The organism is Moritella sp. Urea-trap-13, from assembly GCF_002836355.1.
Taxonomy (GTDB): Bacteria; Pseudomonadota; Gammaproteobacteria; order Enterobacterales; family Moritellaceae; genus Moritella.
The window spans coordinates 1,200,849-1,225,165 of record NZ_PJCA01000031.1 but is presented as its reverse complement, the minus strand read 5'-3'; the positions used below and the strand labels follow the sequence as shown (position 1 = coordinate 1,225,165).

The following is a 24,317-nucleotide window of genomic DNA, read 5'->3' as shown; positions in this document are numbered from 1 at the left end:
CGCTTATGCCTAATTTAACAAAATATTCAGACGTGCTGTTATTCATCTTGTTGGTAGTAACTAGCTTATGCTCAGTTCCTGTCAATGCGGCACCTATACTGCAGAGTCAGCTTGCTAATGGCTCGACTAAATCCGTTGCCAATTTTGGTACTGCAGTGGCCGTGACGGATTCTTTTACTCTTGTTGGCAGCCCTGGAAAACAGAGTGATCATGGTGAAGCTTGTTTCTTTTTTCGTCAGCAATCAACTTGGACGATGACGCATTGTCTAACGCCTGTCTCGGATACGCAGTCAACAATCAAACAGTTTGGTCGTGCTGTTGCAGCATCAGATCAAAGTGCCATTATTGCTGCTAGGCATCAAGGTGGGCAGACGGGGGCTGTGTATATTTTCAATTACGACAATGGCGTCTGGAGTCAGCAGTTAGAATTGACAAAACCAGGGGTTGCGATTAACAATTTTTTTGGTCAATCAGTGAGTATATCAGGCGATCTTGCCGCCATTGGTTCCCCAGGCGGTGCCAATGATGATGGCGCTGTTTATGTTTACAAACGAACAGGTGCAAATTGGATATTAAACACCACCATCACACCTGATTCTGAGGTTAGAAGTAAAAAGTTTGGGTCCGCAGTGAGTATATCTGAAGGTTACTTGATCATTGGCGATGGTGAGTCTGGTAAAACCAAAGAAGGATCTGCTTATATTTATAAATATGATGATACTTGGACTAAACAGGCAACACTCAAAGGCGGTTTAGTTACGCGCAGTGCCAAGTACGCCTCTTCAGTGGCTATTTCTAAGGATTACGCTATTGTTGGCGCGCCGTTAGAAAATGATCCACATGTGAGCAACGCGACTACAAAAGGCGCTGTGTACGTATATAAACGCAAAGATAATGTATGGATTAACCAAGCCAAATTGACCGCTGTAAATGGTCTTACGGGTGATCAATTTGGCAGTTCTATCGCGATTGTTGGTGCACATCTTGCCGTGGGCGCTGAAAATGCTAATTCATCATCAGGTAAAGCGATGTTGTTCAAGCTGGTTGATGATGTGTGGCTAGAGCAATTTGAATTTACAGCTGTTGACGGTGTGTCACAGGACAATTTTGGTCATGCAGTAGGCATTTCTGCAAGCTATGTCACCGTTGGCGCTTATAATAAAAAAATTAAAAAAAGTGTACCAGGTGAGGTTTATGTCTATGCATTGAATGTGCAAACTCAAGCCACGCAAGCTGAAATAGATTTAGAAAATACCTTAGCAACATTGGATAACCCAGTAGCTGAAGCGATTGTAAATCCCAATGATATTGATGGTGATGGCTTAACGAATAGTGATGAAACGGATATTTTAAATACATCACCGAATAACCCTGACAGTGATGGTGACGGGTTAACTGATTTTGAAGAAGTGACTATTTACCAATCTGATCCGCTGCTAAGTGATACCGACCAAGATACCTTAACTGATTTAGAAGAAGTTATCTTTTATAATTCAGACCCGACTTTATCAGATACTGATGGTGATGGCTTTACTGATGAAATGGAAGTAAACATCCTTAAAACAGACCCAGGATTAGTTGATACCGATGGCGATGGATTATCTGATGAAATTGAAGTGAATGAGTTAGCCACCAACCCGTCACTGGCTGATACCGATGGTGATGGTTTGACAGATAATGAAGAACTTAATCTACATCTTACCGATCCACTTGATGCAGACAGTGATAATGATACCTTTAGTGATGGTCTTGAGGTTAATCAATATGATACAGCGCCGTTAGAAGTCACTGATGTACCAGAACCATTAGTCGCCAGTACTGCTTATTCACCTGCTGATAATCAAATGGGCACAATGGCGTTTGAAGACTTTTGGCCTAACAAAGGTGACTATGATTTTAATGATGTGGTGATTAACTATAATGCGACAGAAACAAAAGTGGATGGGCAAATAACTAAAATCATTCTCAAACTACAACCTGTCGCGAGGGGCGCGTCTTATAAAAATGCACTTCAGGTAAGTTTTAATACCCCCATTACTAATATCGCATCGGCAACCATGGGGCTAAATTCTCATGCCGTGGCATTAACACCGATTGCAGATGGTAACCAGACCATGTTTGTTATTATCGAGGATATTGAATCGGCGTTACCGTCGCCAAAAGGATTTAAATTTGCTAATACCGAGTCTAATAGCCCTAAAGTCACCGGCGCTATGTTCACGCTGACCATTAACTTAAAAAACCCTGTGGATGAAAATACATTTGGTTCAGCACCTTACAATACCTTTATTTCACGCAAGTTGGGTAATGGTGAAGTCATTGAGGTGCACTTCCCGGGTTATCGACCGACTAAGTATGCATCTAAAAGGAAGTTTGGCACAGGTCATGATGATACCAATAAAGGCACGGACAAGTATTATCAAACGGAAAATAACTTGCCTTGGGCGATGATTATTCCGCAAATATGGGAACATCCAAAAGAGAAAGTCGATTTATCTCAGGATTACCCCGAAATATTAGATTGGGCTTCAAGCCGTGGTAAGCAGAAAAAAGATTGGTATAAGAATAAAAAAGGTAAGGGTAACGGTAAATAACGTCAGCGTTCTGAACTAATAGCGTTAAACTAAATCAGGGTATCCAAGCATATTGGGTACCCTGATTTTTATTTAAATAATATCGCGTTCTTCGCGCTTGGCTTCTGCCATATCTTTAAAAAAAGCGCGGACTATCACGAACAGCACTGCAGCTGAAATGACTGGCCATATCAAAATATAGAGTGATAACATCATATTGTGCTCCTAGCTGTAAATTATTAAATGGTTATTAATCATCAAAGTGTTGAATACGTTCATGGATCAACGCAAAGTCAAAGCGTTCGTTGCTCGTTAAGCTAACCGCAGTACAGATTAGGGTACTTGCACCGTAGGCAACTAAAGAGCCAAGTAATACCGTGTAGTCACGTAAGAAATCATGGAAATAGTAAGCGCATAACATTCCTACAATCGACCCCGCAATAAGTGCTACGTTGCGATTTGTAAAACCAAAGAACATTAAGCCAATCACAGTACCACCACCGACCGCGGCAATGAACTCTAGGCTTGACGCCCATGCACCAATAAGTGCTATCCATTCAAAACGAACCAGACAAAATAAGGTTAAACCACCGAGTACAGCACTTAAGAAAGCGCGGTTGGTGACTCTGTCCCAGTAACAGCTAGCAATTACTGGAAATACTAGTGTGCCCCATAATGCCCCGACAAATACCAGCATTACTAGAATGTCGAGTGAGAAACTCGCTAGAATCAACCCCAGCGCTGTCGCGATAATCATGGTTATACGGCCTAACAGCAGCATCTTCTTATTGTCGATTTTACCTTTTGCTAAGTTCTTCGCATATATATCTGTCATGACAATGGCAGAAAGTGCCGACAGATCTGAATCAGCCGTAGATGAAAGAGAGCCAATCACTAAGATAAATAGCATACCTATAGCAACAGGTGGTAGATAAGTTGAAGCGACTTGTGGGATGAGATTGTTTAGATCGCCCTCATACGGCGTCATGCCCATAAACAGTGCCATCATACCGAGCATACCTAAACCGATGACGATTGAACCGTAACCGAGTGTAGCGGTAATAAATGACGATTTAATGAGGTCTTGGCGTACCGCGAACAGTCGCTGGGCAATGGTCTGATTACCAATACCGTAGGCAAGAACCGCGACAAAGAATGGTGCACCTTGTTCTAACATTGCTTTAGTCGAGAAGAAATCGGCCTGCTCAGCTGTGATTATATCGAAGCCTTGTGAGAGTGCTTCTGAACCGCCCATGCTGAAATAGATCCAAGGGATTAATACAATAGCGACAACCATCATGGCAACTACTTGAGCGAAATCAGTTAATATCGATGCTCTAAAACCGGACCACAAAGTATAAGATAAAACGCCAACACCAGCGATTAATACGCCAACTTCGAAAGACAGTGGGGTTAATACCGAAACTAACGCGCCTGCAGCGGTGAAGTTAACCATTAGGCTGATGATGCTGCCAACTAAGTTTGAAACCGCTAAGATAAGCTGGCTTGAAGTTCCGTGCCTTGCTTGCATTATTTCTGCTAAGGTACGTGCTCTAGGGGCTAGTTCACGGAAGCGTTGGCCGTAGGGATAGATAAACAATATCATCAAGGCTCCCCAGAATCCGTAGTGTAAAGAGCCGGATAAACCGTATTGGTAGCCTGAACTTGCCGCGCCGTAAAAAGAGGCTGCCCAAATCCACGTCGCTGTCATGCTTGCTGCTGCTATGCCGAATCCGACTGCGCCATTAGCAACCATATAACCATCGACACTGTCGGATTTTTTTGAAGCTAGCGTTGAGAAGAGAAATGTAAGGCCGTAAAAGCCAACTAAGAGTATAAGAGTTGTACTTGTTGAAAATTGATAAAACACAGGGTCTAACATAGGTCTCCTTGGGGTTATTGTTGTGGCGATAATCTTAATGCGCGGGATAAGAGCAATTGCATGCCCTATTTATTGACTCTGCACTTTGCTATTCGCATTAGAGATAGTCGCCGCGCGCCACTATACATGATCCTCAGTATAAAAGGAGAACCACTGAAAATGAGATCTAGTTCATAGTTTTAATACCTACGGCTTAGTATAAATTCGGGTATATTTCACCGTTTTACTACAGCTTATAAAACAGTGTAAGTGTCTACAATGCGATATAGATAAGGAAATTTAAATGAACATTAGCCAATTCTCTGCGGATACAGGCTTGTCGGCTCATACTCTAAGGTATTACGAAAAAATTGGCTTGTTAGCGCCTGTGTATCGGAATCAAAGCGGTCATCGTGATTACGCTAAGAAAGATCTCGAATGGATCGCATTTATCATTAGACTTAAAGAAACGGCTATGCCATTAAAGCAGATATTGCACTATGCGCACTTGCGTGAAGAAGGAAGCGAAACTGCCAGCGAGAGACAAGCTTTATTGGTGCTTCATTCTGAAATGCTTGAAGCGAGAATAACAACAGAACTTGAGCACCTTGAAGCCTTGAAGAAAAAAATTAAATATTACGACAACCATGTTTAGCTGTTGACTTAGAGTTAACTCTAAGCGCTATGGTAACTCTAGTTTTTATCAGCTGGAGTAGAACATGGAAAATCAAAGATACATAAAAGGTCTAGATAAGCTAAATGAAATTGATGGTGACGCCGGTCTAAATGTAATTAGCAGTTTGGAGGACATATGTCCTGATTTAGCTAAGTACATTATTGAGTATCCTTTTGGTGATATCTATCAGCGCAATGGTTTAGATTTAAGGATCAGAGAACTAGCAACTGTTGCAGCATTAACAGCGCTAGGTAATTGCCAGCCGCAATTGAATGTTCATATCAATGGTGCATTGAATGTTGGTTGCACGCCAAATGAAGTGACTGAGGTTATTCTACAAATGTCAGTTTACGCCGGTTTTCCTGCATCACTCAATGATATGTTTGTCGCCAAGGACGTTTTTAAATCTCGCGATATATTGTAGATACGTTAGATCAGAATAGATCCTTTGTAGCAGAGTCTTGTTACTTCTGAACCCTGCGCTGTTTTAGTTATCTAAAGTAGCGTTTTTATTCGAATATAATGCCTACTACTTATATCACTTTAGTTATGCTCGGTATTGTCGATCACCCCTTTGTAATATATATTATTTCTTATCGTTAGCACTTTAGGTCATTGAATGGACGTTAAATTTCAAGAGGCGAGATTACAGTGATAATCATTCGGAACTACATTGAAAGTGATGCTAAAGTGCTATGGGACATATTTTTTAATACTGTTCGTCATATCAATACCCGCGACTACTCTCAAGCGCAGGTTGAAGCATGGGCACCTGATTCATTTGACTTTGAATTCTGGAAAACTAGAATGACGAGCTTATCACCATTTGTTGCTGAAATGGATGGCGTTATCGTTGGGTATACAGACCTGCAAGATGATGGGTTGATCGATCATTTCTTTTGCCATTTCGAGTATCAAGGCCAAGGTATTGGCAGGGCGTTAATGAATCACGTTTTTTCTATTGGCCTGAAGAAGGGAATAACCCGATACTATTCTGAAGTGAGTGTGACCGCTCGCCCATTCTATGAACACCTCGGGTTTACTTTATTTAAAGAGCAACTAGTAGAAGTCAGAGGGCAAAAGTTAATAAATTTTGTCATGGAAAAATTAATTTAGCAGCCCTGTATAACAGGCTGCAGTGTCTGTAAGGAAGCATCATGGAAGAATTAATAGCGCAATATACCGATGCTAATGAAGATAGTCGTCTTACTCGGCAGTTCATTGCGCAAATGGAATTTGATACAACAATGCATGTATTGAAAGAATACCTTGCTCCAAAAATAAAAGTCATTGAACTCGGTGCAGCTACAGGGCGTTATTCGCTCAAATTTGCCAACATGGGTTGTGATACAACAGCCGTTGAGCTAGCTCCAGATCAAGTTAATATTCTGCAGCGTAAAGCCAAAGAACAAAATATAACACTTTCAATTCATGAGGGTAATGCATGCTCTATTCCTTTTATTGAGAGTAACTCATATGATCTTTGCGTTATTCTCGGACCTCTCTATCACTTACAGACTCAAGAGCTGCGTGAGCAGGCTATCTCGGAAGCTTATCGGATCCTAAAACCGGGTGGTGTGTTAGCGGTTGCTTACATTTCGCGTTATTTCGTTGCTGGCATGTTTGCTCAGCAATATCCGGAGCTAATTACACCTGAGATTCTATCCACACTTTTAGAATCAGGTTTGGTTCCAAGTCAGTTTGCTGATAGCTTTTTTAACGTGGGGTACTTTGCCACACCCGCAGAAATGGAAAGCCTTGTCAGTGAACATGGTTTTACTAAATTACGGCATGTAGCTACTGATGGCTTTAATCGATATATCTCATCTGGCGTTAATCACTTTACGCCAGAGCAATATAAGACATGGTTGAATTATCATCTTAAGATATGCGATGAGCCGTCTCTGTTAGGGTCAAGTAATCATGGACTATTACTCGCTAAAAAATCAGTTGATAGAGGACAATATGGATATTAAATACAGAGCCTTAATACCTGATGACAGCCTGCAGTATCGTCACGTGCGCTTGGAAAGTTTAAAGTTACACCCTGACTGCTTTGGTTCAAAGTACCTAGAGCAAGTTAATTTTCAGACTCTGTATTTTGAAAGACTGATTGAAGAAGGCTGCCAAAATAATATTATGCTAGGTGCATTTCATGGCACTAAGTTAGTTGGTTTATGCGGTGTAACCCCACAATCGACTGACAGCGCAAATATTACTCAAATGTATGTTGAGTCCAGCTATCGTGGTAACAGTATTGGCATAAGCTTACTTTCATTAGCGAAAAAGTACGCTTCCACAGAGCTTGACGTCGCTACTCTTAAGCTTGATGTTTATCCAGATAATAAAAGCGCGATCAGATCTTACGAGAAGTCTGGTTTTAAAATAGAGGATTCGATGGCTGATTTGATTGGAAATGAGATTTCTATGGTGTTCGAGGTTGAAAAGTAAAAATAGATCATCGTTATTATATCATTGAAATTCACGTTATACGGTATTCCATTTAATGAGCGGTTAGTTGCTAACAACGTTAAACAAGGAAATGAATAATCATGAGAATCGCAGTATTTTGTGGCTCAAGCAGTGGTGATAATCCAGAATTTATTAAAGCTACGGTTATGTTAGGAAAGTTCTTTGCCAACAATGGCATTGATGTGGTTTACGGTGGTAGTAAAGTAGGTCTGATGGGAGTGATTGCTGATTCTGTCCTTGCTCATGGTGGGAAAGTTTACGGTGTAATTCCAGAACATCTTAAAAACAAGGAAATCGCACATCAAAATCTAACTGAGCTTAAAGTTGTTTCCGATATGCACGAAAGAAAAGCGATAATGGCTGAGATGGCTGATGCTTTCGTTGCACTTCCTGGCGGAGTCGGCACGCTAGAAGAAATATTTGAAGCATTAACGTCGGCACAATTAGGGCTCCATACCAAACCATGTGCATTTTATAATGTGCTTGGATTTTATGATCAGCTGATGAACATGGTTGATCATATGTCGTACTCTGGTTTTTTGACACGCGAATATGCCGAAATGATCATCAACACAGATAACCCAGAAACGTTGTTATCCTCTATTCAGTCATATAAGCCACCAGCACCAAAGTGGACTTGATAAGAAAGTGTAATAAATCGGGTATTTAATCACTGTAATCTTATTCTCATTTTAAAGGACTAATTATGATCCAACTTCGGCCAATGACAGCAAGTGAATACCCCGCTTATTGTGATTATTTCATTGATGATTACAGTCACGAAATAGCTCAGAATTATGGTCACTCAATGGAAAGGGCTATCGAATTAGCCAAACAAGATCTTCTTCGTTGCTTTCCGGGTGGGTTGGAAACCGATGAACATGAACTATTGTGCATTGAGTCAGAGTCTAACCTTGTCGGTTATCTGTGGCATTCGATTAAGGTAAGTGAAAAATCGACATTCATTTATGATTTTTTCATTTTCTCGAATAGCCGTAATAATGGTTATGGGAAATTAGCTATTCAAGCACTTGAATCTCGATTGCAATCAGCTGGGATTGAGCAAATAAAGTTAAGAGTGGCTTACCATAATCAAAGAGCGTTAAAGTTGTATCAAGAAGTTGGTTTCGCTATTACTGGCTACAATATGTCAAAGAAAATAGTAAGTTAACTTCTAGGTAAATCCGGCAGAAGATCTGATCGCAGATCATGCCATATCACAGACAATTAAATCAGTAATTAAAGTATTTCATTCCAAATCTACCAACGTAAACCGAATAACTTAACAATGTGTGCTTTATGAAATATTATGGTTTTCTATTAATGGAGAACTTAATTGTGAATGACATATTAGCGTTTAGCTTAATCGCACTACTTTTAGTGATATCGCCAGGACCAAATGGGGTATTGATTTTAAAAACGGCATCAGCACAAGGGAAGCACGCTTCAATCCTTAATATTTGGGGGTTAACGGTGGCTACGTTTTTTCATGGTGCACTTTCAATTTTTGGTTTTTCAGCCTTATTGATGCAATCTGCCGATCTATATTTCATCGTGAAAATATTGGGTGCTGGGTATTTGTTCTATATTGGGGTTAAGGCAATCATTAACTCTTATAAAACCACCAATAACGATAAAGAAACGAAAAACATAACTAGCACTGAAAGAAAGGGGCTTAGTTATTTTAATGAAGGGTTTATAACTCAAATATTAAATCCCAAGGTATCTATGTTCTACTTAGCAGCCTTTCCTCAATTTATATCACCTGACAACTTCTCATATTTGAATGCATTTTCTTTAGTTTCAATTCATGCGAGCATTATATTTTTTTGGTTCACAGGCGTTACTTTCGCAATTGACAGAATAAAATCATCAGCCAAAAATTCTAAAATCGGTAATTGGGTTCAAAGGTTGTCTGGCTCAGCAATGATATATTTTAGTTCACTGATTCTTAAGCAAAAATAAAGAGTTGGGTGCATTTTTACACAGGGAGGTCGGTATTATGAGTAAAAGCACAATTCAGTATTGGAATACATTAGCATCGACGAGTAAAAGCCAATGGGATGCGATTGAGGGTTCAAATGGTGACCTTGAGCAGCTAACGTTATCTATGGACCCTGTCACGGGAGATTACACTCGTTTAACTCGATTCAAAGCGGGTGCTGATACTTCAATGTTTGGTGGTAAGTCTCATGAATATCCAGAAGAAATATACATCGTATCTGGTCGTCTCTTTGATGTAGCTTTTGATGTTTGGCTAGAAGCAGGGGATTACGCTAGTCGCCCACCGAGTGAAGTTCATGGGCCGTTTATTTGTGAACAAGAATGTGTGGTATTAGAAATATCATTTCCAAGTCAAACTATGACCTAGGAGGAATATAGGTACTTTTTATTTGCTCTGTATTTGATGGAATAATTCGTGGTAAGGTATTGAAAATATAGGAAGGAAACAGATTAGTTATATTGGTATAAGAACTGATTTCAAGGAGAGATAATGCATATCCCAGGGAAGTTTAAACAAACAGATTACGATAAGTTAAAAGACTTAATTGTGAACTATCCTTTAGCGACATTAATCAGTCATTCAGACTCGGGTTTAGAAGCCAATCACATCCCATTTATATTCGACACCTCTCAGGGTTTGGATGTATTGCAAGGGCATGTTGCCAAAGCCAATCCAGTATGGAAAATATTAAACGATAATGCGGAAGTATTACTTGTTTTTCATGGATCAAATGGCTATATCTCGCCAAACCATTATCCAACTAAGCAAAAAACGGGCAGAGCAGTGCCGACATGGAATTATGTTGCCGTGCATGTAAAAGGTTCGATGAAGTGTATTCATGATGATACCTGGATCTTAAAGCACATTACTAAGCTCAGTGATCAACATGAAGCTGGTCAGTCAAACCCTTGGTCTGTTAACGATGCACCGCCTGAATATATACAAAGAATGTTACCTGCTATTGTCGGGTTGGAACTTAAAATTGTATCAATAACGGGTCAATGGAAGGTAAGCCAAAATCAACCTCATGAAAATCAATTAGGGGTTATTGCTGGGCTGGTGGCAGAGGGCGGTTTTGAATCGTTAGAAATGGCTGATTTAGTGAGTCAGCATTTATAGAAGATTAATTATGCCAGTAAGAATTTAGCTGTAACGGAGTAGCATGACATGGAAGAAATTAAAGTAAGACACTCAGAACCCGAAGATGCATTGGCTATTCGAGATATTTACGCCTGCAAAAATGCTTACAGTGGCACGCTGCAATTACCAAATCCATCCGCTAAAAGGTGGGCTGACCGTATGGCTAACGTACCTGCCAACTTCTATTCCTTTGTCGCCGAAATAAATGGTGAGATTGTTGGGGATTTAGGCTTTGAAGTGTGTAGCAATATGCGCCGGCGCCATGTTGGTTCGTTTGGTATGGGTGTTAAAGGTCATTATCAAGGCAAAGGGGTTGGTAGTGCCTTACTAACCAACCTGATTGAGTTAACGGACAACTGGCTTAATATCATGCGTATTGAACTAACGGTCTATACTGATAATCACCCTGCTATTGCACTGTATGAAAAATTTGGTTTTGTTATTGAAGGTGAGTCAAAAGCATTTGCGTTTCGGGATGGCCAATATGTGAATGTTTATCACATGGCGCGGTTTAATCTAAAAGGGTCGTATAGTGGCTAAGATTTATCTGTTTGACTGGGGTGGAACCTTGATGGTTAATACACCTGAAATGAAAGGTAAAATGTGCAACTGGGAACATGTTGAAGCCATCACTGGCGCACATGATATGCTTGCGTTGTTGTCACAGCAGGGCTGTAAAATTTACGTAGCCACAGGTGCTGCGGATTCAAGTGAAGAAGATATTAAAGCGGCGTTTGAAAGAGTTGGGCTTGCCGAATATATATTGGCATTCTTTTGCAAATCAAACCTTGGTATAGGTAAAGGAAGCGCTGGGTATTATCAAGCGGTAGTACAAGCACTTGGCGTTGATGCCTGTGACGTTACCATGGTCGGCGATATGCTACATCGTGATATTATACCTGCTATTGAAGCTGGTTTAAATGCGATTTGGTATACACCTGAAGCTTCACCGGAAGAGGTTAGTGGTGATTATCAGCAAATTCTACATCTCAGTGAGCTATGCCTTCAGTGAACTGCCTACTGCAATCTGAGGGGAAATCCCATCTTTTAAAGCTAGAGCGTCGTATTGTTTCTAAGTGACAAGAAGAGGATGCCATTATTATCCAGGGCATCCGCTATGATTATTTACAAGGTCAATTATTTAACGACGACTTTCTTGATAACAATCGCTTCACTGGGTACGTCTTCATGGCCTTTTACGGTGGCGGTTCTAGAAAAGGCGATCATGTTCACCACGTCCATGCCTGCTGTCACTTTACCAAACGCTGTGTAGCCCCAACCTGCGTTTGTAGTGGCTGTGTGATCTAAAAAGTCATTATCATCTAAGTTAATGAAAAACTGAGCCGTTGCTGAGTGTGGAGAATCAGTGCGCGCCATAGCAATACTACCAATCACATTTTTAAGACCACGATTGGCCTCGTTAGCAATAGCTTGACGCGTCGGTTTCTCTTGCATATTTTCAGTAAAACCACCACCTTGGATCATGAAGTCTTTAATCACGCGATGGAAAATAGTGCCTTCATAAAAGCCTTCTTTACAATAGCGGATGAAGTTTCTCGATGTGACAGGCGTTTTCTCCATATTGAGTTCAATTTCAATGTCACCTAAGTTTGTGGTAAAAATAATCATTTTGTTGCACCATCTTTGTATTAATGTAGTTGTTAGTGTAGGTATAAGTTTAATCGCTGCAGTATACGGTGTTTTTCATGACAGTTGGCACTAAACTGTAGTTTTGATAAAGGACGTTATTATGATGAAAGTAGTAAAGTTAATCGTTATTGCATCACTGAGTGCTGTTGTAATCGGATGTTCGGGGTCAGATAAGAGTGTGACGGCTAGTGCTACAGGGGTCATTGACGATGTTAAACCGCAATCCTGTACGAATGACTGGTATGCTAAAATAGATCGTCAATTAGTGACTGGTGATGGCCAAGGACATGGACCTGATTTAGGCTCATTGGAGTGGCGCTCAGTGATTGAATTCAAGTTAGGTATTCGCGGTGATTCAAGGGTGCCGCAGCGTAATTCTGAGCAATGGTGTGACTACATTAATACAGTCAATACATCTAGCTAACTATTGCAAACTGCTTTCATTTAGATGATTAGTCTTATAGGATCATAATTTCTAATCATCTAAAGTTAACCACTCATTATGCCTATTCAATTTATACACAATATCCCTGTTGGCGTAAGGTTCATGCTGATGTCAGCATTGGCTTTTGCGATTATGACTGCCTGCGTTAAATTAGTCAGTACTCATGGTATTCCCGTTTTCGAAATTGTCGCTGCTAGAGCTATCGTGTCATTGATTATTAGCTATGTCGATGTGCGTCGAAAACGGTTATCAGTTTGGGGTAATAATAAAAAACTACTGATAGCACGAGGTGCTGTGGGCTCATTAGCGCTAATATGCGTTTACTTCGCTGTGACCACATTACCCTTAGCCGAGGCTACGCTGTTACAATATCTACACCCCGTATTTACCGCTATACTTGCCTTAATCTTTCTGAAAGAACGTATTCAACGCTCGACTATCGTCTGCATTATTTTTTGTATCATTGGATTACTGTTTATTGTTAGCCCAAGCATGGTATTTTCAGGGGCGGCTGAGTTACCTTTATTTAGCGTTGTTGTTGCACTATTGGGGGCTTTAGGCAGTGCGATTGCTTATGTGATCGTCAAGCGTCTTAGCGGTACTGAAGATAGCTCGGTGATTATATTTTATTTCCCACTCATGGCATTACCTTTGTCTGTGTTTTTGTTAGGTAATGACTTTGTGATGCCGGATGCAGAAGCTTTGCTATTACTTATATTGATTGGTATTTTCACTCAAATAGGTCAGGTCGGATTAACTAAGGCGATGCAAACAGAAGTAGCAAGTAAAGCAACAGCCTACTCTTATGTACAAGTGGTGTTCTCAATTATATTTGGTTGGCTATTGTTTAGTGAAATACCATCATTGTGGACTTGGGTTGGCGGTGGATTAATTATTCTCGGTGCTTTAATTAATGTGCTTGGTAGCTTTAATTTTAACGCATTAAAACCCACTGACGTAGTAAGAGATTAGAGTTGAAAGTAGGTAGTAGGTAATTTTTACTGAACACAGATTGGAACCATAATGAGGTAACAAGATGCAAAAAGTATTTGATGATGTGAGCGCTTTGGATAAGAGATGCTGCAATGAGTTTGGGTTAAGCGACGATTTACTTATGGAACATGCCGCTGTTTCAATGATGCAGCATATACATAGCAATTGTTTAAATAATGCCAAGATACTAATTGTCTGCGGTGCCGGTAACAATGGCGCTGATGGCATCGCCCTCGCCAGACTTTTACATTCACAATACGGCGTGAGTATACTTATGCCGTATCACGTGAAATCCGTGATGGCGAAACTGCAGTATAATAGAGCGAAACTTTTAGGTGTTCATATCATCGATGGGCTATCTGAGCTATTACCTGAACATGCCCCCGATATCATCGTTGATTGCCTTTTTGGTTCTGGACTCAATAGAGCGTTGGATGACGAATCGCAACGTTTGATAAAACGACTTAACGCATTGCATGGATATAAAATTGCGTGTGATATTCCGTCGGGTTTAAATAAGCTAGGGCATGTGACGAGTGCTGGTTTTTACGCTGATATAACCATCACCATGGGGGCACTCAAAACACAGCTCTACAGTGATATTGCTAAAGAATACACAGGGAATATTATAGTCAGTGACTTAGGTGTGCAGCGAAACATTTATGAAACGACAACCAATACTTTTCTGCTTGAACCCGTGGATATGAAGCTACCATTCCGCAGCAAACAAAACTCACATAAAGGTACATTTGGACATTTAAGCGTCATCGTCGGTAATAAAACCGGGGCTGGTATTATTGCCGCCGAGGCCGCTTTTGCATTTGGCGCTGGTTTAGTCACGGTCATTACCGATCAAGCCGTCAATCTACCGAGTCATATTCTGCAAAAATCAACTCTGCCAGAAAACTGTACGGCGATCGCTATCGGTATGGGCCTCGGCTATTTTAAAAAAGCCGAAGTGCAACAGATATTAAACTGTGATATGCCAAAAGTTATTGATGCGGACTTATTTCACGATGACATTATTCTCACTATTTTAAATGCTGAAAATATAGTGTTAACGCCACACCCTAAAGAATTCTGTTCGCTGTTGAAATTGAGTCGACTGGCAGATATAACCGTAGCCGAATTGCAAAATAATAGATTCAAGTATGTAAGGATGTTTGCCGAGCATTATCCTAAAATAGTGCTCTTATTAAAAGGCGCTAACTCACTTATTAGTTATAATAATATGCTCTACATCAATACTTTGGGAAACAATGCTCTAAGTAAGGGTGGAACTGGCGATGTGTTAACCGGATTGATTGCTTCACTGTTAACTCAAGGATATAGTGTTATAAATGCTACAATTACAGCAAGCTTAGCGCACTGTATGGCAGCAAGAAACGAGACCAAAAACAATTATGCTTTAATGCCTATGGATATTGTTGAAGGCGTTAAAGTACTGTGATGACTATTCGTTGATATTTAAAGGTCATTATTTTAAGTAATTAATAGCACATCAAATTTATCCGTGTTGGGAGCAAATTATGTCAATAAGAAAGCATAAACGTAAAGCAGCAAAACATTCACATAAACATTCAAGCCAAGTTAAGCAGACGAGCTTTGTCAGTACCCATCCTCGTGCAGCAATGTTCACGGGATCATCACTTATTGTTATCGGTCTATTTTTACTCATCATCGGCATGGGTAGTGATGCGAAGTTTGGATTGGCGATGTTATCAATGGCAACAGGCTCATTAATCCTCTTTTTCGCCAAATCGACGTTACCTAAGAAAGCGGAAAAATAATTAAACGACACTGATAAAGTGCTGGCTATAACGTTGCGTTAATGACATTAGCGTAACTCAGCCCTCTCTGAAACGCTTCCTCACCAGCCAGTCCCTCCCGTTTTGATACCCTCTATGAGTTCATTAACAGCGATTTATTTGCAGTAAAATAAAGACTTTTAAAAACAACGTTAATCGCTTACATTAGATAGTCATCCAATAAAGGTTTAAACCGTTTAAGCTGCATTGTTAACAAGGATAATTGATATGAGTCGGACATATAACTTTTGCGCTGGTCCCGCAATGTTGCCAGCTGCAGTGATGGAACAAGCCCAAAAAGAATTTATTAATTGGAATAATACCGGTGTATCGGTAATGGAATTGAGCCACCGTAGTAAAGACTACATGGCTGTAGCGACTGCTGCAGAACAAGATTTACGTGATTTGTTAGCGATTCCAGATAACTACAAAGTTATTTTTTCACAAGGTGGCGGTCGCGGTCAGTTTGCTGCTGTACCACTGAATATCCTTGGCGATAAAACTCAAGCTGATTATCTATTAACAGGCCAGTGGTCAAAATCAGCCGTTGTTGAGGGTAAAAAGTACTGCCAAGTGAATGAGTCAAACATTCTTATGCCAAGTACTGATGGTATTGTTGCCGTTAAACCTGCTTCACAATGGCAAGTTTCAAGTAAAGACACGGCTTACGTTCACTACTGCCCGAATGAAACCATTGAAGGTATTGAAATTAATGATATTCCTGATACCGGTGACATTCCATTAGTTGCGGATATGTCGTCAAATATTCTGTCTAAACCATTAGATATTAGTAAATTCGGTATTGTCTATGCTGGCGCGCAAAAGAACATCGGCCCATCTGGCTTAGGTGTGGTAATTGTGCGTGATGATTTACTCGATAAAGCCAGACAAGAAACCCCATCTATTTTTAATTATAAATTGATGGCTGAAAATGATTCAATGTTTAACACGCCTCCGACTTATTCTTGGTATTTAGCTGGATTGGTATTCAAGTGGTTAAAAGCCCAAGGTGGCCTGTCTGCTATCGAAGAAATCAACACAGAGAAAGCCAAACTGCTTTATGACTACGTTGATAGCAGCGATTTTTATAGTAATAATGTAGCAAGTGTAAATCGTTCTAAAATGAATATACCGTTTACATTGGCATCAAGCGATTTGGATACGGCGTTTTTACAACAGTCTCAAGACGCGAATTTAATGGCGCTAAAAGGGCATCGTATTGTCGGTGGCATGCGTGCAAGTATTTATAACGCCATGCCAATTGAAGGTGTGAAAGCGTTAATTAAATTTATGGAAGATTTTGAGCGTCAACAGCGTTAATCGTAGCGTGTTCTAAATAAGAACAACATATGCGCCTTATAAGGCAATGGATAAATTGGTTGAACACGGCAGTGCCGACGACAAGGATTTAATATGAGTTGTGATTTTTTTGCTTTAGCAAATACAGGGGTGCAAGGTTTACACCCTTATCAAGCGGGAAAACCGACTGATGAATTAGAGCGTGAATTGGGGTTAACTAATATTGTTAAATTAGCATCGAATGAGAATCCATTAGGTGTTGGTGAATTAGTTAAAGTGGCGTTAGAAAAACAACTAGCGGGAATCACCCGCTATCCAGACGCGAATGGCTTTTATTTAAAGCAAGCACTGGCAGATAAATACGATCTTGCGCCAGCACAATTTACCTTAGGTAATGGTTCAAACGATGTACTTGAACTCATTGCTCGCAGCTTTGTAACACCCGAGCACGAAGTGATTTTTGCCCAGCATGCATTTGTAGTGTATCCGTTAGTAACGCAAGCGATTGGCGCGACAGGTGTTGCGGTTCCGGCGAAAGACTGGGGGCATGATCTTCCGGCGATGTTAGCGGCAATTACAGAGCGCACGCGTCTTATCTTTATTGCCAATCCGAACAATCCAACCGGTACATTTTTAACCGCAGAAGCGTTATATGAATTCTTAACTCAAGTACCAAAAGACGTGATTGTGGTACTCGATGAAGCGTATTTCGAATATGTAGATAAAGAACTGCAAGCACCGTCGATTACCTGGTTAACGGCATTCTCAAACTTAATCATTACGCGAACCTTCTCTAAAGCCTATGGTCTGGCAGGTTTACGTGTTGGTTATAGCATGTCGCATCCTGATATTGCCGATATCCTAAACCGTGTGCGCCAGCCATTTAACTGTAATAGTTTTGCATTAGCCGCGGCACAAGCTGCATTGTCTGATCATGACTTTTTAACCGCCAGTGTGGCATTAAATAATCAGCAGCGCGGCGTATTAGAAACATTTTTCCGTGACCAAGGTATTGGTTATATTCCATCGAAAGGTAATTTTATTACCATGGAACTTGTTCAAGACCCTGCAGTTGTTTACCAAGCATTGTTGCATAAAGGCGTGATCGTACGTCCTGTTGCTGGTTATGGTTTAACTAAGCATCTACGTGTGAGCATAGGTACTGAACTGGAAAATGAAACATTTATGCAAGCTTTACTTGCTGTGTTTACTGAATTAGACGCACAGTAATACTAGCTTAGATTGTAGTCCTTATTCTGTTTTCTGTTATGAAGGTTTATATTTAGATCATTATTAAGACCTTATTAGCCAGCAGAGTGTAGAGAATCAAATATTAAAAATTAAGTGAATAAATTTATGGAAAAATTAACATTACAACCAATTGGCAAAGTATCAGGCACTATTAACTTACCAGGCTCTAAAAGCGTTTCAAATCGAGCATTGTTACTTTCCGCTTTGGCTGAAGGCACGACACGTTTAACCAATTTATTAGACAGTGATGATATTCGTCATATGTTGAACGCACTGACAAAATTGGGTGTGCAGTATGATCTGTCTGCCTGTAAGACAGTTTGTACAGTAACGGGTTTAGGGCGTGCATTTTCTGCAACAGAAAAACTGGAATTATTTTTAGGTAACGCCGGTACTGCTATGCGTCCTTTATGCGCGGCATTATGTTTGAGCGAAGGTGAGTTTGAACTCACTGGCGAACCACGTATGGAAGAACGTCCAATTGGTAGCTTAGTTGATAGCTTACGCCAAGCGGGTGCTGATGTTACTTATTTAAAGAATGTCGATTACCCACCGGTATTAATTAAAGGTACAGGCTTAAAAGGCGGTAATATTAAGATTGATGGCAGTGTATCAAGCCAATTCTTAACTGCATTTTTAATGGCAGCGCCTTTGGCTGAAAATGATACGACAATTGAAATTATCGGTGAACTGGTGTCGAAACCGTATATTGAAATCACCCTGCATATTATGGCGCAATTTGGTGTGACGGTAAGCCATGATAATTACCAGACCTTTACTATTAAAGGCCAACAAACATACCAAGCGGCAGGTGAATTTTTGGTTGAAGGTGATGCATCTTCTGCTTCTTACTTCCTTGCTGCTGCTGCAATCAAAGGTGGTAAGATCCGTGTAACCGGTATTGGTAAAAACTCAATCCAAGGTGATATTCAGTTTGCCGATGTGATTGAAGCAATGGGCGGTAAAATCACCTGGGCGGATAGCTATATTGAAGCGGAAGTCGGAGAATTGAAGGCTGTTGATTTAGATATGAATCACATTCCTGATGCTGCGATGACGATTGCGACAACTGCACTGTTTGCAAAAGGTACGACGGTTATTCGTAATGTATACAACTGGCGCGTGAAAGAAACTGACCGTTTAGCGGCGATGGCGACTGAATTACGCAAAGTCGGTGCAGAAGTAGAAGAGGGTAATGACTATATTAAAATCACCCCTCCTGCACAACTTATTCATGCGGCGATTGATACTTATGACGACCATCGTATGGCGATGTGTTTCTCACTTGTAGCATTAAGTGATACCGCGGTAACGATTAATGATCCCGGTTGTACATCAAAAACTTTCCCTGACTATTTCGAACGCTTTGCTAGTTTGGTGCAAGCATAAGTTATCAATAGATTATTTTTTTAACTGCTGTTGCTTGTCAGTTTCAATATTAAATGGCGAGGTATTACTGATAAGGTGATACCTCGCTTTTTTATTTATGGTTATTATTCCATACATTTTTCATACAGATCCGTTATAATCGCGGCCAGATCCATGCTGCACAGTATAACGCTGCATGTTAGATATTGAGTTTGGAGAATTTATGACCGCAGTAGCACCAATTATTACAGTCGACGGGCCGAGTGGTTCTGGTAAAGGTACTTTATGCCAATTACTTGCGACTAAGCTAGGTTGGCATATACTAGATAGTGGTGCCATTTATCGTGTTTTAGCATTAGCTGCGATACATCGTCATGTTGATTTAGATAACGAAATAGGCTTAACGGCACTTGCTGCTAACCTTGATGTACGTTTCGAACCAACTACTGATGGGTTACAAGTTATCCTAGAAGGCGAAAATGTATCACGTGAAATTCGTACAGAAGAAGCGGGTTTTGCTGCCTCTCGAGCGGCGGTCTATCCAGCTGTGCGCGAAGCATTGTTGCAACGTCAACGTGACTTTCGCACTGCACCTGGTCTGATTGCAGATGGGCGTGATATGGGTACTGTGGTATTCACTGATGCTCCAGTAAAAATATTTTTAGATGCATCTGCTGAAGAAAGGGCCGTTCGCCGCTTTAATCAGTTGCAAGACAAAGGCTTCGATGTTAGCATGTCAGCCCTTCTGGAAGAGATCGAAAAGCGTGATCATCAAGATCGCAATCGTTCGGTCGCTCCATTAAAGCCTGCAGATGATGCACTGGTTATTGATTCGACATCTATGTCGATCGAGGACGTAGTTGCTAGTGTGTTGGCTTTTGCAGAAGGGAAAATTTAAGGTAGTCGATATTCTGTCGATTATTTAGCAGTCAAGCATCAAGGATGATGATGACTTTTGATTAACAACCCACATTAGCCGGATTGCTTATGTGAACGTTTTATAAGTACATATAACTCATTATGAATGAATCTTTCGCTTTACTCTTTGAAGAGTCACTACAAGAACTTGCTGCTCCTGGTAGCATTATCAAGGCAACTGTTGTTGCAATCGAAAACGGTTACGTTTTAGTTGACGCTGGTCTTAAATCAGAATCTTCTATTCCTGCTGAAGAATTCAAGAACGCTGCTGGCGAACTTGAAGTTGAAGTTGGTCAAGAAGTTGATGTAGCACTAGAATCAATTGAAGATGGTTTCGGTGAAACTCAACTTTCTCGTGAAAAAGCTAAACGTCACGAGTCTTGGATTCAGCTTGAAAAAGCATACGAAGACCAAGAAACTGTTATCGGTGTTATCAACGGTAAAGTTAAAGGCGGTTTCACGGTTGAAGTGAACACTATTCGCGCATTCTTACCAGGTTCTTTAGTAGACGTTCGTCCTGTACGTGACACTACTCACCTTGAAGGCAAAGAGTTAGAGTTCAAAGTAATCAAACTTGACCAAAAACGTAACAACGTAGTTGTTTCACGTCGCGCAGTTATCGAAACTGAAAACAGTGCAGAACGTGAAGAACTTCTTGCTAACCTTCAAGAAGGTCAAGAAGTTAAAGGTATCGTTAAGAACCTTACGGACTATGGCGCATTCGTTGATCTTGGTGGTGTTGATGGTCTTCTACACATTACTGATATGGCTTGGAAACGCGTTAAGCACCCAAGTGAAATCGTTAATGTTGGCGATGAAATCAACGTTAAAGTTCTTAAATTCGACCGCGAACGTACACGTGTATCTCTAGGCCTTAAACAGCTTGGTGAAGATCCATGGGTAGCTATCGCTAAACGTTACCCAGAAAGCACTAAGCTTACGGGTAAAGTTACGAACTTAACTGACTACGGTTGTTTCGTTGAAATTGAAGAAGGCGTTGAAGGTTTAGTTCACGTTTCTGAAATGGATTGGACAAACAAAAACATTCACCCTTCTAAAGTGGTTAATGTTGGCGATTCTGTTGAAGTTATGGTTCTTGATATCGACGAAGAACGTCGTCGTATCTCTCTAGGTCTTAAGCAATGTATTGCTAATCCTTGGGAAAACTTCTCAACTTCACGCATTAAAGGCGAGCAAGTTACTGGTAAGATCAAATCTATTACAGATTTCGGTATCTTCATCGGTCTTGACGGCGGCATTGACGGTCTAGTTCATCTTTCAGACATCTCTTGGGATGCTACTGGTGAAGAAGCCGTTCGTGAATATAAGAAAGGCGACGAAATCACAGCTATCGTTCTACAAGTAGACCCTGAGCGTGAACGTATTTCTTTAGGCATCAAGCAAATTGATGAAGACCCGTTCAACGAATACCTAGCTAATAACAAGAAGAATGCTATTGTTAATGGTACAGTTACTTCAGTTGACGCTAAAGGCGCAACAATTGAATTAGCTAAAGGCGTTGAAGGTTACATCCGTGTTGGCGATATCTCTCGCGACCGTATCGAAGATGCAAGCTTAGTATTATCTGTAGGCGAATCACTTGAAGCTAAATATGTTGGTGTTGATCGTAAAAACCGCGTAATTAGTCTTTCAGTTAAAGCTAAAGATGAAGCTGACGAGAAAGAAGCAATGGCTAGTGTAAACAGCCAACCGCAAGAGTCTGGTCTTTCTGCTATGGCAGAAGCATTTAAAGCTGCTAAAGGCGAATAATAAGCCTGAGGGATGTTAATTCATCCCTTAATTAGTACGATGTCGACAATATTCTTAATGGAGATTATATGACAAAATCTGAACTGATCGAACGTCTTTGCACTGCAAATTCGCAGCTGGCGACTAAAGATGTTGAATTATCTGTGAAGGCTATACTGGATCAGATGGTAGATACTTTGGCTACTGGTGATCGAATTGAAATTCGAGGTTTTGGAAGCTTTTCTCTACATTACCGTGAACCTCGAGTTGGGCGCAATCCTAAGTCAGGTGAAAAGGTTGAATTAGAGGGAAAATATGTTCCTCATTTCAAACCTGGTAAGGAACTTCGAGATCGTGTTAACGCTTCGTTATAGTAGTTGATACTTGCAAAAACGACATACCTAGGTATGTCGTTTTTTTTTACTTTTTTTTGGCTCAAGACGGCGAGTTGTTGTGTTGTTTGTATACCAGAAGAAAGCAGTAGTTTTGGATTGCACCATATATTACTGGCACTTGACTCATTTATTGGCGATAATCCATTGTATTAGTAATTCATATCACAGAGGACGTCGATGAAATCATTTATCTTTTTTATTATTATCGCTTGTATACTGGCGTTGGCCGCTGCATTTGCTGCGAGTAACGATCAGTTAGTTGATTTTAATTATCTAATAGCACTCGATTCATTTAAATTATCTTCTTTGCTTATTGGTGCATTTGTTTCTGGTCTAGTCGTTGCCGGTGTTTGCATGACTTTAGTGGTAATGAAATTAAAAATGTCACTGGCAAAAATAAAACGTAAATCTAAACGTCAAGTGACAGAGCTTGAGCGATTACGTATTACCGACATTAAAGGTTAATTTACTGTATGTTTGAACTTTTATTTCTTTTACTTCCTGTTGCAGCAGCTTATGGCTGGTATATGGGTAGAAGAAATGGCCGCTATTTACAACAAGATAAGCAACATACGATCTCTAGAGAGTATGTAACTGGTCTTAACTTTTTATTATCAGACCAACCTGATAAAGCGGTTGATTTATTTATCGATTTACTTGATGTTGATAGTGAAACAATCGATACGCATTTAGCACTTGGTAATTTATTTCGCCAACGTGGCGAAGTACAACGCGCAATTAAGATCCATCAGAACCTCATTGCTCGCCCGTCATTAACGCATGAACAGCGTAATCTCGCTTTATTACAACTCGCGCGGGATTATCTTGCTGCGGGATTAGTCGATCGCGCCGAAGAATTATTTTTGAAATTGATTGATGAACCAGAACATCGTCAAGTCGCATTATCGCAACTCATCATTATTTACGAACAAACTAAAGAATGGGAACAGGCGATTGCGATCGGCAATAAACTCAAAAAAATGGGTGATGCTAAAATTGAACGCAAAGTTGCACATTTTTATTGTGCGTTAGCGAAATCACCTGCGTTGCTTAATGAACCGAAGAAACGTTTAGCAAGTCTTAAGAAAGCCCTGCAGCATGACAAGCTCTGTGTGAGAGCAAGTATTATGCTTGCTGACTTACACATTGAGCAGGGTGAATATAAAAAAGCCATCGTCTGGCTTGAGCATGTGATGATTCAGGATATTGATTTTGTCACCGAAATATTACAAAAACTAAAAAGTTGCTACGTTGAAACTAACAATGAAGAAGGTTTTATTCACTTTCTTAATGATGCCCAAAATAATAAAGCCGGTATCAGTGTTGCGATTGAATTAGCCGATTTCACTGTCAGCAGTGTTGGCTTGGAGCCTGCAGAAAAGTTAATTTTAAATCAAATTGTTCGCACCCCGACGATGAAGGGCTTTTACCATCTGATGCAATACCAAGAACAGGCGGCTGAAGAGGGCAAAGCAAAAGAAAGTTTAACAATGTTACGTAATCTAGTTGGTGAGCAGCTTAAATTAAAGCCGATTTACCGATGTCGTAAATGCGGGTTTAGTACTAAAAGTATTTACTGGCATTGTCCATCGTGTAAGCGTTGGGGAAGTGTTAAACCAATTCGTGGGTTAGATGGCGAATAGTGTTACCTAATAAATCATGCTTGATAACAATAAATAATAACAAGAATACGATAATGATTAACCGGACCTAG

28 protein-coding genes are annotated in these 24,317 nt (G+C 40.4%); 25 read left to right on the top strand and 3 right to left on the bottom strand.

Annotated features, from left to right (window positions below; all coding sequences use genetic code 11):
• Window positions 1-5 precede the first annotated feature (5 nt).
• Window positions 6-2,594, top strand: coding sequence for an LruC domain-containing protein (locus tag CXF93_RS13515; RefSeq protein WP_101063011.1), 2,589 nt, complete (start codon window positions 6-8; stop codon window positions 2,592-2,594).
• A 72-nt stretch (window positions 2,595-2,666) separates the two neighbouring features.
• Here CXF93_RS13515 and CXF93_RS22295 read toward each other — a convergent pair whose 3' ends face one another.
• Window positions 2,667-2,789 carry a putative transporter small subunit gene (locus CXF93_RS22295; protein ID WP_017219625.1) on the bottom strand — a complete coding sequence of 41 codons (123 nt, stop codon included), beginning with the start codon at window positions 2,787-2,789 and terminating at the stop codon, window positions 2,667-2,669.
• A gap of 34 nt (window positions 2,790-2,823) precedes the next feature.
• On the bottom strand, window positions 2,824-4,455 hold the full coding sequence (locus CXF93_RS13510) for a sodium:solute symporter family protein (RefSeq protein ID WP_101063010.1): 1,632 nt from the start codon (window positions 4,453-4,455) through the stop codon (window positions 2,824-2,826).
• Between the two features lie 283 nt (window positions 4,456-4,738).
• Between CXF93_RS13510 and CXF93_RS13505 the strand changes: the two genes are divergently transcribed.
• The 12 genes from CXF93_RS13505 to CXF93_RS13450 all read left to right on the top strand — a co-directional run bounded on the left by CXF93_RS13505 (window position 4,739) and on the right by CXF93_RS13450 (window position 11,739).
• Window positions 4,739-5,089: a MerR family transcriptional regulator gene (locus CXF93_RS13505; protein WP_101063009.1), complete on the top strand. Its 351-nt coding sequence runs from the start codon at window positions 4,739-4,741 to the stop codon at window positions 5,087-5,089.
• Window positions 5,090-5,153: 64 nt separating this feature from the next.
• Window positions 5,154-5,534, top strand: a complete 381-nt coding sequence (locus CXF93_RS13500; RefSeq protein ID WP_101063008.1) for a carboxymuconolactone decarboxylase family protein — start codon at window positions 5,154-5,156, stop codon at window positions 5,532-5,534.
• A 227-nt stretch (window positions 5,535-5,761) separates the two neighbouring features.
• Window positions 5,762-6,226: a GNAT family N-acetyltransferase gene (locus tag CXF93_RS13495; RefSeq protein ID WP_101063007.1), complete on the top strand. Its 465-nt coding sequence runs from the start codon at window positions 5,762-5,764 to the stop codon at window positions 6,224-6,226.
• A gap of 41 nt (window positions 6,227-6,267) precedes the next feature.
• Window positions 6,268-7,086: a class I SAM-dependent methyltransferase gene (locus tag CXF93_RS13490; RefSeq protein ID WP_101063006.1), complete on the top strand. Its 819-nt coding sequence runs from the start codon at window positions 6,268-6,270 to the stop codon at window positions 7,084-7,086.
• On the top strand, window positions 7,076-7,561 hold the full coding sequence (locus CXF93_RS13485; RefSeq protein ID WP_101063005.1) for a GNAT family N-acetyltransferase: 486 nt from the start codon (window positions 7,076-7,078) through the stop codon (window positions 7,559-7,561). Before CXF93_RS13490 ends, CXF93_RS13485 begins: the two co-directional genes overlap by 11 nt.
• Before the next feature lie 101 nt (window positions 7,562-7,662).
• Window positions 7,663-8,223: a TIGR00730 family Rossman fold protein gene (locus CXF93_RS13480; RefSeq protein WP_101063004.1), complete on the top strand. Its 561-nt coding sequence runs from the start codon at window positions 7,663-7,665 to the stop codon at window positions 8,221-8,223.
• Window positions 8,224-8,288: 65 nt separating this feature from the next.
• Window positions 8,289-8,753, top strand: coding sequence for an N-acetyltransferase (locus CXF93_RS13475; RefSeq protein WP_101063003.1), 465 nt, complete (start codon window positions 8,289-8,291; stop codon window positions 8,751-8,753).
• Window positions 8,754-8,920: 167 nt separating this feature from the next.
• A complete protein-coding gene (locus tag CXF93_RS13470) occupies window positions 8,921-9,547 on the top strand; it encodes a LysE family translocator (protein WP_232784208.1) in 627 nt (208 codons plus the stop codon).
• Window positions 9,548-9,584: 37 nt separating this feature from the next.
• Window positions 9,585-9,953 (top strand): cupin domain-containing protein, encoded by a 369-nt coding sequence (locus tag CXF93_RS13465; protein ID WP_101063001.1) that lies wholly within the window; start codon window positions 9,585-9,587, stop codon window positions 9,951-9,953.
• Window positions 9,954-10,076: 123 nt separating this feature from the next.
• A complete protein-coding gene (locus CXF93_RS13460) occupies window positions 10,077-10,706 on the top strand; it encodes an FMN-binding negative transcriptional regulator (protein ID WP_101063000.1) in 630 nt (209 codons plus the stop codon).
• A 48-nt stretch (window positions 10,707-10,754) separates the two neighbouring features.
• Window positions 10,755-11,267, top strand: coding sequence for a GNAT family N-acetyltransferase (locus CXF93_RS13455; protein WP_101062999.1), 513 nt, complete (start codon window positions 10,755-10,757; stop codon window positions 11,265-11,267).
• On the top strand, window positions 11,260-11,739 hold the full coding sequence (locus CXF93_RS13450) for an HAD family hydrolase (protein WP_101062998.1): 480 nt from the start codon (window positions 11,260-11,262) through the stop codon (window positions 11,737-11,739). The genes CXF93_RS13455 and CXF93_RS13450 overlap by 8 nt, the downstream gene beginning before the upstream one ends.
• 125 nt (window positions 11,740-11,864) lie before the next feature.
• Here the strand turns inward: CXF93_RS13450 and CXF93_RS13445 are convergent, their stop codons facing one another.
• Window positions 11,865-12,356, bottom strand: a complete 492-nt coding sequence (locus CXF93_RS13445; protein WP_101062997.1) for a peptidylprolyl isomerase — start codon at window positions 12,354-12,356, stop codon at window positions 11,865-11,867.
• Window positions 12,357-12,477: 121 nt separating this feature from the next.
• Between CXF93_RS13445 and CXF93_RS13440 the strand changes: the two genes are divergently transcribed.
• The 12 genes from CXF93_RS13440 to lapB all read left to right on the top strand — a co-directional run bounded on the left by CXF93_RS13440 (window position 12,478) and on the right by lapB (window position 24,246).
• On the top strand, window positions 12,478-12,801 hold the full coding sequence (locus tag CXF93_RS13440; RefSeq protein WP_101062996.1) for a hypothetical protein: 324 nt from the start codon (window positions 12,478-12,480) through the stop codon (window positions 12,799-12,801).
• Window positions 12,802-12,930: 129 nt separating this feature from the next.
• Window positions 12,931-13,794, top strand: coding sequence for a DMT family transporter (locus tag CXF93_RS13435; RefSeq protein ID WP_232784207.1), 864 nt, complete (start codon window positions 12,931-12,933; stop codon window positions 13,792-13,794).
• A gap of 64 nt (window positions 13,795-13,858) precedes the next feature.
• Complete coding sequence (locus tag CXF93_RS13430) at window positions 13,859-15,265, top strand: NAD(P)H-hydrate dehydratase (protein ID WP_101062994.1); 1,407 nt, start codon at window positions 13,859-13,861, stop codon at window positions 15,263-15,265.
• 79 nt (window positions 15,266-15,344) lie between these two features.
• The gene (locus tag CXF93_RS13425; protein WP_101062993.1) at window positions 15,345-15,605 is read left to right on the top strand and encodes a hypothetical protein; all 261 of its coding nucleotides are present in this window, start codon (window positions 15,345-15,347) and stop codon (window positions 15,603-15,605) included.
• Window positions 15,606-15,851: 246 nt separating this feature from the next.
• On the top strand, window positions 15,852-16,943 hold the full coding sequence (gene serC, locus CXF93_RS13420) for a 3-phosphoserine/phosphohydroxythreonine transaminase (protein WP_101062992.1): 1,092 nt from the start codon (window positions 15,852-15,854) through the stop codon (window positions 16,941-16,943).
• 93 nt (window positions 16,944-17,036) lie between these two features.
• Window positions 17,037-18,152 (top strand): histidinol-phosphate transaminase, encoded by a 1,116-nt coding sequence (gene hisC, locus CXF93_RS13415; RefSeq protein WP_101062991.1) that lies wholly within the window; start codon window positions 17,037-17,039, stop codon window positions 18,150-18,152.
• Between the two features lie 126 nt (window positions 18,153-18,278).
• Window positions 18,279-19,562: a 3-phosphoshikimate 1-carboxyvinyltransferase gene (gene aroA / locus CXF93_RS13410; protein ID WP_101062990.1), complete on the top strand. Its 1,284-nt coding sequence runs from the start codon at window positions 18,279-18,281 to the stop codon at window positions 19,560-19,562.
• Between the two features lie 202 nt (window positions 19,563-19,764).
• Window positions 19,765-20,439: a (d)CMP kinase gene (cmk, locus tag CXF93_RS13405; protein WP_101062989.1), complete on the top strand. Its 675-nt coding sequence runs from the start codon at window positions 19,765-19,767 to the stop codon at window positions 20,437-20,439.
• A 122-nt stretch (window positions 20,440-20,561) separates the two neighbouring features.
• Window positions 20,562-22,229 carry a 30S ribosomal protein S1 gene (rpsA, locus tag CXF93_RS13400; RefSeq protein ID WP_017219652.1) on the top strand — a complete coding sequence of 556 codons (1,668 nt, stop codon included), beginning with the start codon at window positions 20,562-20,564 and terminating at the stop codon, window positions 22,227-22,229.
• 68 nt (window positions 22,230-22,297) lie between these two features.
• Entirely contained in the window at window positions 22,298-22,582 is a 285-nt protein-coding gene (gene ihfB, locus CXF93_RS13395; protein WP_017219653.1) for an integration host factor subunit beta, read from the top strand.
• Window positions 22,583-22,780: 198 nt separating this feature from the next.
• On the top strand, window positions 22,781-23,068 hold the full coding sequence (locus tag CXF93_RS13390) for a lipopolysaccharide assembly protein LapA domain-containing protein (RefSeq protein WP_101062988.1): 288 nt from the start codon (window positions 22,781-22,783) through the stop codon (window positions 23,066-23,068).
• A gap of 8 nt (window positions 23,069-23,076) precedes the next feature.
• On the top strand, window positions 23,077-24,246 hold the full coding sequence (gene lapB / locus CXF93_RS13385) for a lipopolysaccharide assembly protein LapB (RefSeq protein ID WP_101062987.1): 1,170 nt from the start codon (window positions 23,077-23,079) through the stop codon (window positions 24,244-24,246).
• The last annotated feature ends 71 nt before the right edge of the window (window positions 24,247-24,317 follow it).

Excerpts from the sequence above, each read along its gene's own strand:
- ihfB (WP_017219653.1), top strand. The coding sequence starts at position 22,298 with ATGACAAAATCTGAACTGATCGAACGTCTTTGCACTGCAAATTCGCAG.
- CXF93_RS13460 (WP_101063000.1), top strand. The coding sequence starts at position 10,077 with ATGCATATCCCAGGGAAGTTTAAACAAACAGATTACGATAAGTTAAAA.
- CXF93_RS13425 (WP_101062993.1), top strand. The coding sequence starts at position 15,345 with ATGTCAATAAGAAAGCATAAACGTAAAGCAGCAAAACATTCACATAAA.
- lapB (WP_101062987.1), top strand. The coding sequence starts at position 23,077 with ATGTTTGAACTTTTATTTCTTTTACTTCCTGTTGCAGCAGCTTATGGC.
- CXF93_RS13465 (WP_101063001.1), top strand. The coding sequence starts at position 9,585 with ATGAGTAAAAGCACAATTCAGTATTGGAATACATTAGCATCGACGAGT.
- serC (WP_101062992.1), top strand. The coding sequence starts at position 15,852 with ATGAGTCGGACATATAACTTTTGCGCTGGTCCCGCAATGTTGCCAGCT.
- CXF93_RS13445 (WP_101062997.1), bottom strand. The coding sequence starts at position 12,356 with ATGATTATTTTTACCACAAACTTAGGTGACATTGAAATTGAACTCAAT.
- CXF93_RS13435 (WP_232784207.1), top strand. The coding sequence starts at position 12,931 with ATGTCAGCATTGGCTTTTGCGATTATGACTGCCTGCGTTAAATTAGTC.
- CXF93_RS13480 (WP_101063004.1), top strand. The coding sequence starts at position 7,663 with ATGAGAATCGCAGTATTTTGTGGCTCAAGCAGTGGTGATAATCCAGAA.
- CXF93_RS22295 (WP_017219625.1), bottom strand. The coding sequence starts at position 2,789 with ATGATGTTATCACTCTATATTTTGATATGGCCAGTCATTTCAGCTGCA.
- CXF93_RS13490 (WP_101063006.1), top strand. The coding sequence starts at position 6,268 with ATGGAAGAATTAATAGCGCAATATACCGATGCTAATGAAGATAGTCGT.
- CXF93_RS13515 (WP_101063011.1), top strand. The coding sequence starts at position 6 with ATGCCTAATTTAACAAAATATTCAGACGTGCTGTTATTCATCTTGTTG.
- CXF93_RS13440 (WP_101062996.1), top strand. The coding sequence starts at position 12,478 with ATGATGAAAGTAGTAAAGTTAATCGTTATTGCATCACTGAGTGCTGTT.
- hisC (WP_101062991.1), top strand. The coding sequence starts at position 17,037 with ATGAGTTGTGATTTTTTTGCTTTAGCAAATACAGGGGTGCAAGGTTTA.
- CXF93_RS13475 (WP_101063003.1), top strand. The coding sequence starts at position 8,289 with ATGATCCAACTTCGGCCAATGACAGCAAGTGAATACCCCGCTTATTGT.
- CXF93_RS13505 (WP_101063009.1), top strand. The coding sequence starts at position 4,739 with ATGAACATTAGCCAATTCTCTGCGGATACAGGCTTGTCGGCTCATACT.
- cmk (WP_101062989.1), top strand. The coding sequence starts at position 19,765 with ATGACCGCAGTAGCACCAATTATTACAGTCGACGGGCCGAGTGGTTCT.
- CXF93_RS13430 (WP_101062994.1), top strand. The coding sequence starts at position 13,859 with ATGCAAAAAGTATTTGATGATGTGAGCGCTTTGGATAAGAGATGCTGC.
- CXF93_RS13510 (WP_101063010.1), bottom strand. The coding sequence starts at position 4,455 with ATGTTAGACCCTGTGTTTTATCAATTTTCAACAAGTACAACTCTTATA.
- CXF93_RS13455 (WP_101062999.1), top strand. The coding sequence starts at position 10,755 with ATGGAAGAAATTAAAGTAAGACACTCAGAACCCGAAGATGCATTGGCT.
- rpsA (WP_017219652.1), top strand. The coding sequence starts at position 20,562 with ATGAATGAATCTTTCGCTTTACTCTTTGAAGAGTCACTACAAGAACTT.
- CXF93_RS13485 (WP_101063005.1), top strand. The coding sequence starts at position 7,076 with ATGGATATTAAATACAGAGCCTTAATACCTGATGACAGCCTGCAGTAT.
- CXF93_RS13390 (WP_101062988.1), top strand. The coding sequence starts at position 22,781 with ATGAAATCATTTATCTTTTTTATTATTATCGCTTGTATACTGGCGTTG.
- CXF93_RS13500 (WP_101063008.1), top strand. The coding sequence starts at position 5,154 with ATGGAAAATCAAAGATACATAAAAGGTCTAGATAAGCTAAATGAAATT.
- aroA (WP_101062990.1), top strand. The coding sequence starts at position 18,279 with ATGGAAAAATTAACATTACAACCAATTGGCAAAGTATCAGGCACTATT.